At 49.4% G+C, this 7,242-nt stretch carries 6 protein-coding genes and 1 tRNA gene; 6 read left to right on the forward strand and 1 reads right to left on the reverse strand.

The window, feature by feature from the left end; translation table 11 throughout:
* Nucleotides 1–362: 362 nt before the first annotated feature.
* From IQ260_RS24540 to IQ260_RS24550, 3 genes are all read left to right on the forward strand, one after another.
* A tRNA-Gly gene (locus tag IQ260_RS24540) sits at nucleotides 363–434 on the forward strand.
* A 241-nt stretch (nucleotides 435–675) separates the two neighbouring features.
* Nucleotides 676–1,317 (forward strand): C40 family peptidase, encoded by a 642-nt coding sequence (locus tag IQ260_RS24545; RefSeq protein ID WP_193995707.1) that lies wholly within the window; start codon nucleotides 676–678, stop codon nucleotides 1,315–1,317.
* Between the two features lie 124 nt (nucleotides 1,318–1,441).
* Entirely contained in the window at nucleotides 1,442–1,978 is a 537-nt protein-coding gene (locus IQ260_RS24550; RefSeq protein WP_193995708.1) for a hypothetical protein, read from the forward strand.
* 47 nt (nucleotides 1,979–2,025) lie between these two features.
* Here IQ260_RS24550 and IQ260_RS24555 read toward each other — a convergent pair whose 3' ends face one another.
* On the reverse strand, nucleotides 2,026–3,549 hold the full coding sequence (locus tag IQ260_RS24555) for an amidohydrolase family protein (protein ID WP_193995709.1): 1,524 nt from the start codon (nucleotides 3,547–3,549) through the stop codon (nucleotides 2,026–2,028).
* A gap of 151 nt (nucleotides 3,550–3,700) precedes the next feature.
* On the opposite strand from IQ260_RS24555, the gene IQ260_RS24560 reads away from it, so the two are divergent.
* From IQ260_RS24560 to IQ260_RS24570, 3 genes are all read left to right on the forward strand, one after another.
* The gene (locus IQ260_RS24560) at nucleotides 3,701–4,240 is read left to right on the forward strand and encodes a GAF domain-containing protein (RefSeq protein ID WP_193995710.1); all 540 of its coding nucleotides are present in this window, start codon (nucleotides 3,701–3,703) and stop codon (nucleotides 4,238–4,240) included.
* Nucleotides 4,241–4,353: 113 nt separating this feature from the next.
* Entirely contained in the window at nucleotides 4,354–6,360 is a 2,007-nt protein-coding gene (locus IQ260_RS24565; RefSeq protein ID WP_193995711.1) for a hypothetical protein, read from the forward strand.
* Between the two features lie 150 nt (nucleotides 6,361–6,510).
* Nucleotides 6,511–7,158, forward strand: coding sequence for a POTRA domain-containing protein (locus IQ260_RS24570; RefSeq protein ID WP_228016400.1), 648 nt, complete (start codon nucleotides 6,511–6,513; stop codon nucleotides 7,156–7,158).
* The last annotated feature ends 84 nt before the right edge of the window (nucleotides 7,159–7,242 follow it).

The raw sequence follows: 7,242 nt of genomic DNA on the forward strand, positions 1-7,242 counted from the left end.
ATCTGAATATGCCACTTGGGCTTTATATTTAGGAAAGCTCCAGTCCTAGAATCAATTTAGTTTTCGTACCGGATTCTGTCTCGATTGCGCACGATAACTGCTAATGAGTAATGAGCACCTTGATCTTATTTCCTTAGTGAGAGTACGGCATGCTCTCTAGAGCAATCCCCAAATGCCGAAAACGAAATGTGGGTATGTGAGATGTACTCATCAACTGCTCAATAGCTTACTTTTCTATAGCAATCATAGGAATACAGCGCTGGTGTATCCTAAAGTAAATGTCTGCAGTCATCCGTTTGCCGTTAAGCAGAAAACGCGCTATATTTGCGTTCAAGTTACTGAAAATATAAGCGACACATACTGCGGATGTAGTTCAGTGGTAGAACGTCAGCTTCCCAAGCTGAATGTCGTGGGTTCGAGTCCCATCATCCGCTTTTTCAAGCATAGAGTTGAAAACCACCGATTTCAAAGGGTTTTAACGATGACTCAGCGTAATTGTCTTCTTTTATGCGAGTCTCCCTAGACCACCCAAGGTTACCAAACTGGTCCGTTCAAAGGCCAAGTGTTCGACAGCGGTTAGATGGTGGAAGCACTGTCACTAATATTGCCTGACCTGCATCCCACATTCTACGATGCAGAAAGTGTTGCCAATGCCAAGGTAAAAGGAGGTAGTCCATGGCTGATTCATGTTTATCCAGGGTGCTAGCCTCAGGCCGTTCTTATCTTGACCTCTGCCAGCAAATTCAACCTGGCGATGTGCTGGCATTTTCCGGCTGTGATGTCCCCTCCAGCGTAGTTAAAATGGCCACCCAGTCCTGCTATGTCCATGTGGCCATTGTCTTATCCGTTGACTGGACAGCCCACCATGAAGACCCCATCCTGATTGCTGAATCCCATATTGATATCAGCTTGCCCAGTGAAGGCAGTGGTAAAACCCAGCTTGGCGTGCAGTTTCAGCGATTATCCAACCGGATTATGGCGGCTCAGGGGCCGGTGTGGTGGGCACCGCTGCGAGTACCGTTGCTAAAGCATCAGCTAACTCAAATGCGCGCGTGGCTGCATCAGATTGAAGCCCAGGGCGTTCCCTATGATTTTCCCCAGGCGGTGGGTGCGGGGGTGGATATTTTAGATGATGCAGGGTTGAGTAATCAGCCCGACTTTGAAGCGCTGTTTTGCTCTGAACTGGTAACGCGGGCTTTGCAAATTGCCAATATTGTTGCTCCAGAGGTAAATCCTTCTGAGAAAACGCCCGCTGATGTAATGCAGTTTAGCTGTTTGAAAAAGCCCATCTTAATTTGCAATGCCCCAACCGGGTAAACCCAACCAACCGTTAGGGCAATCCACCCCCACGGAAACTTTGCAAAACGGCTACGCTATTGGAGCAAGGGGACACTAAACCACCTCATCTCTGCAATAAAAAATATTTTTTCAGGAGCTAACAATGCTGCAATCTTTTCTCGATTTGCTGCAGCAGATCGACACGTCTATGCTCAGCGAACTTAATGACCTCGATTGGACCAACATCGCTACCTATGGAGCCCTAGCCGCTACCTTCGTCGGTATTGTCTGGACTACATCCAAAAACTTTCTCAAACTGCTATGGCAGAAAACCGAAGGATTTATTGGGTTTGCCGTTAGTACCCTGGTGGTTGTTTCCCTGTGGTACACCCTACTGCGGGTCCATGTCAGTATCTCTTTCAATTTAGATAAAGAGGTGTTTGATAATCTTCTCTGGTTCTCTGCGATTTTATTTACTCCCTATTATCTAATTCACTACAGGCTGCTGAAAGGTTTTGTACTGACCATCGTGAGAAGCGTAGAGCTAGTACTGGATCTGCTGGTCTTCTCTTGGTTCTCTGAAAAAGCAGAGCAAAACAGACAAAAATGGCGGACTCGCATAAATCACGTCTATGCAACCTGGAAAAATAGTGTCGAAAACTTTTTCCAGAAAGATGTCGTAGCATCGGGTGATTTATAGTTCCGTTTTTAATACCGTTGCGGAATCAAGACCAGACTGTTAACGCCTTAATCAATCCGAGAGTTAAAGACCCCATAGGGAGATAAGGCAGGCGCTGGCCATTGGGCGTACCATCGGCTCAAATGGGGGATGACCTCAGCTGCTAAGGCTCGGTAGCGATCGCGATCGCAAGCCGCCTCTAACTGCTCGGCAATCGCCTCCCCCACAGTCTGCAGGTCAAATCCCGTGGGCATTCCCGACTGTAAAACGACCTTACCATTGACCAATACCGTATCCACATCGGCAGCTTTTGCCCGCATCAGCATGACATGGAGGGGATTGGCCTCGGGAGCTATCCAGGGCCAGGTCAACCGCTCAGTTTTGACCAACACCACATCGGCTCGATAGCCGGGCACTAGTTTTCCCAGCTGTTGCGCTTTGCCCATGAGCTTGGCGCTGCCTGCGGTTGCTGCTTGAAAGATATCTTGGTAGCTGGGTGCGGGGCTGTTGAGTTGGGGAGAACGCTGCAGACGGGCGGCCAGTCGCATTTCGGCAAACATATCTTCATCGTCGCCAATGGCGGTGCCATCCATGCCCAGCCCCACGGTGGCTCCCCCTCTAAGCATGGCCGTTAGGGGAGCCATGCCCGCCCGCAGCCGCAGATTAGAGCTGGGGTTATGGCTGACAGCAGCACCGGTTTCGGCCAAGATTTCAATGTCAGCTTCAGTCAACCAAACGCCATGGGCAATGGAGAATCGAGGGCTCAATACCTCCAGATCCTTAAGATGGGCGATAACAGATTTGCCGTAGAGGCGGGGTCCCATTAATTTTTCATAGAAGGATTCTAGGGCATGGGTCTGGACATGGGTGTTTAACCGTTCAGCGGCATCCACCATTTGAACCAGGAACCGATCGCCCACCCACTGGGGGCCAGGGGGGCCAAACCAGACGTCAATGTGGGGATGGCTTTGATACTGTTTGACCAAGTCACCGATCAGGTCAATGTGGTCTGCAGGGGATAGGGGCTGGTCCATGGGCATAAGTGTGTGCAGCCGCTGTCTTAGCTCCTCTGGTAGGCTGGCTAAAAAGGCATCGTCTTCGCCATGGACCCACGTGCTCTCATACCGAATGCCAGGGGTAAGGGCCACGCGCATCCCGGCCTGTTCGTAGGCTCGGAGCCGCCCATTAAGGTTGTCCAGACAGTCGGTGGCTGTCCCGGCCATACTTGCCACATCGACAACGCTGGTGACACCGCTTTGCAGCAGCTGGGCAATACTCAGCAGGGTTTTGAGTTTGGGGTCTTGCGATCGCAACCCAATATTGGCAAATAGCCACAGTTCTAGAAAATCATCGTCTACGCCCTGAAGAGAATTGGGCACGCCGTTACTATGGTGGTGGGCATTGATCAACCCTGGCATGACCGCATGGGTTTGAGAACCCAGCACCTCCGCCTGGGGATAATCAGCCCGCAGAGAGTCCCAGCTACCTACTGCTAGAATAGTCTCGTTCTGAACTGCGATCGCACCCTCGCTGAGGGTTGTTTCCCCGGTAAAAATCCAGCGACCTCGTATTAGACGGATATTTGAGTTCATCGGTAGCGCAGGCCTATAGTTGCAGTGCTTAAAATTTTATAAACAAACAAAGATTTAAAAAGCCCAGTGCTTAAGATTCTGTAAATAAATGAGTGTAGTCATCTAGGCAAATGTTAGAAGATATCTAGCGAATGGAAAGTGCTGCTTGATTATGGCGACTCAGTTTGATCCAAATATCCACTTGAAACAACACGACTCAGAAATTGCTGCCATGCAGGGTATTTTGCAACGTCTGAGTCAAAATATGCAGCGTGACCAGCTGGTACAGACCACCACTGACAAACTGCGGGGCTTGCTCCAGGTGGATCGAGTGGTGCTCTACTACTTTTACAATCATTGGGAAGGACAGGTCACGTTTGAAACACTGAGCCGTCCTGAGCTTTCCATCTACGGCTCCACTGGCCCCAATCAATGCTTTAACGACGAGTATGCAGCTTTATATTTAGCCGGTCGGGTGAGAGCCATCAATGATATTCAAACGGCGTCCATTGAAACCTGCCACCGGGATTTTTTGCAAAGTCTGAAGGTGCGCGCTAATCTAGTGGTGCCAATTTTGACACCCCAAGGACTCTGGGGATTGTTAGCGGCCCATCACTGCCAAGGGACTAAAGCATGGTCAGAAGTTGACATCCAACATATGCAAGAAGGTGCTTCAATACTGGCCTCAGCCCCTTCTATTCGAGAAAACTAGGGCGTATTGGCTCTGGCTCTCTGCTCAAGTCTCAATCTTGCTTCGTGGCATTAGCCTCTATAAGATATGTCCTGACTTGTTTCAGACATACTGGGTAGCTATATGGGGGCTATGTGGATGCAATGATGGCGCTGTTGCCAACAGCTGAGGTACTGATAGTTTGCCTGGGATTCTTTGTGTGGCTGCGGCGACAACCAGCTCCCTATCCGGTGGCATCAGCATTGGCCCTGGGGATTACCTCCGGCCTGATGCTGCTATCGCTTTTGCTACAGATCGGCTTTTTAGCCAAGCGACCTGAACTTATTCCCCTATTGGAAGTCGTTTCCCTAGGAGGAATAGTTTGGCTAAATTGGGGTAAATGGCAAACAGTAGACGATATTCGTCAGTGGATTATTGCAGCCTGGGATGAGTATCCCAGGCTATTGACGGTTCTGACTGTTGCGCTTTTTTATCTTTGGTTACAAGCGATGTTACTCCCCCCCAGCAGCTGGGATGCACTGGTATACCATCTGCCACGGGTACTGCTGTGGCAACAAAACAGTAGCTTGTTTTTGCCAGGGTTTACCACCGCTCCCCAGGTAGCCTTTCCGGTCGGGTCTGATATCTTATTTCACCTGTTCTTACGGTTTCGGCTGGACTACGGTTTGGGGCTGTTTAGCTGGCTCTCCTATGTTGTTATTTTGTTGGGAACCTATGCCTTAGCCCGCCCTCGGGTGAGTCGGACAGTGGCGCTAACTAGTGCGATCGCAATTACCTGCTTGCCTGAGATTGTCTATCAGTCCACCGGCACCAAAAATGACATTATTGTGGCTGCCATTGCCCTCACCTGTGTAGTGTGGGCCGATCGATGGCTACAGGTAGCCTCCATAGAATCCCTGGTTGGGTTGGGGCTCACCCTATGTTTTGGTGTAGCCGCCAAAACATCGTTTGTATTGTTTGCCGCGTTCTTTTTACCGCTGTGGCTTAGTTTGGTCGTTCAGCGGGGAAGGCTCTCCATATTAGTCAGATCAATTGTCAACGAGTGGCGTATCGTTGCCCTGTGTCTGGTGCCAGGAATAATTCTCTCCCAAAGCTGGCTGTTTGTTTACAACTATCGACAGTTTGGCAACTGGTTAGGCCCCGAAGACTTTATCGTCAGAAATCAAAACAACGAAGGGCTGCTGGGTGGCACCGCCAACCTAGTGCGCTACAGTTTTCAGAGTATTCACCTGCTGCAGCCAATCAACTGGCTGTGGCAGTCCCTGACCGGTGGCGGGTCCATCATTGTCGCCCTACAGTATGTTTACGACAGTGTATTTGCGCCATTATTTGGCAATGCCGGTCAGGCCGAATTTATCAAGTGGCAGCCGCTAGAAATTGAGTGGCAGCCCCAGGAAGACACCTCCTGGTTTGGACCTGTGAGCGTTTTTCTCGTATTCCCAGCGGTAGGCTGGTGTTTGGTCAAAGGCCGCCAGATGTCACGGATACTGGCCATCCTCACCATTTGTCTTGCCCTGGCCATTAGCTACAAAGTGGGCTGGTCTCCCTGGAAGTCACGCTTTTTTACCCTGGCATTTGTCTGCACCGGACTCTGTATAGCAACATTTTTACAACAATCTCGCCTAAAGGAGATCGGGCTATCTGGCTGGCGCTGGCTCAGTATGGCAATTTTGGTTTATGCCTGTCTTTACAATTACGCTAAACCCATGATCCCGCTACCCAAATCCCAAAGCTATGAGAATATCAGTCGCGAGAATATTTGGCTCCGCAGCCGTTGGACCCGCAACCGTCAGGTATATGACCAGCTCTACCATGGCACCCAGACAGACTCCATTCACCAGGCCCTAGCAACCGCCAAACGAGTGGCGATTATTGGGTACGATCATTATTTCTCTATTCTGTTGCAAAATCCTGATATTGAGTTTGTTTTACTGCAGACTGAAGATCGATACGCCGAGGCTCATCCTCTCGTAGAGGCTGCCGAACAGCTAACAGCGGTGGATCATATAATTTGTTTTCAGAAACCCTGTGTCTCGGCCACTGAAGCTATTGCCTTAGATCTCGTGTGGGAAAGTCCCTGGGAGGAAAACGTCCCTCAAGTGTACAGAGTGCTGACCAACAATCGGATCAGTTCTCATTAACCGCTTCCTAGTCTCTACTAACTTGGGCTTGACATCTTCAGTGGTGGCAATGTTTTATCTTATAAAGTTAGAAAGTGAATTTTGTTTACACTACGTTACTTCCCAAAGAATAGACGGGTTGAATGGTTTTCTCCTGCTATATACCGCAGTTTGTCTTACCAGTTTGTTAGCACTGTTGGTACAGCATGTTTGCTTTGGTTAACCGATGTCAGCAGCAGTCAGGCGCAAGTACCATCAGTGGAACTGCCACCATTCCAAGATACTGTTGCTCCCCAGCCTGAAGCTCGACCTGAGCCCGAGCTTCTAGAAGAATTGCCCCCTGCGGACACCCTGCTGGGACCACTGCAATCGCCAGAGGTTGAGCCTTCTTTTCCATTAGAGGGAACTACATTTGCAATTAAAAAGTTTGAATTTATTAACAATACAGCCTTTGAAACAGAAGAATTAGCAGAGGTAACTGCAGGCTTTTTAGGAGAATCTCAAACATTTGCCGATATTGCAGCTGCTCGTGAGGCCGTTACCCAGCTCTACATCGAAAATGGCTACGCTACGTCGGGGGCGATTGTCCCACCTCAGAAAATTCTAGAAGGTGTAGTCACAATAGAAATTGTTGAAGGTCAAGTCTCAAACATTGTCGTTACTGGCACTCGTCGCCTAGCCCCAGGCTATATCAGTAGCCGTATTGCTTTGGGAACGGATGTCCCGCTGAATGTAAATGACCTGATAGAACGCCTGCAGCTGCTGCAGCTTGATCCCAGCAATTCCAAATTCAAACGGCATCAATTTATACAGAAATAAAGGACATAAGGTTAATGAAGATAGAAACGACCCTGTTGATGTGAGTTCCGGTTATGGTCCCTATTTCTCTGAGTTTCGGTGTGC

It is taken from the genome of Leptolyngbya cf. ectocarpi LEGE 11479 (assembly GCF_015207065.1).
Classification (GTDB): domain Bacteria; phylum Cyanobacteriota; class Cyanobacteriia; order Phormidesmidales; family Phormidesmidaceae; genus Leptothoe; species Leptothoe ectocarpi.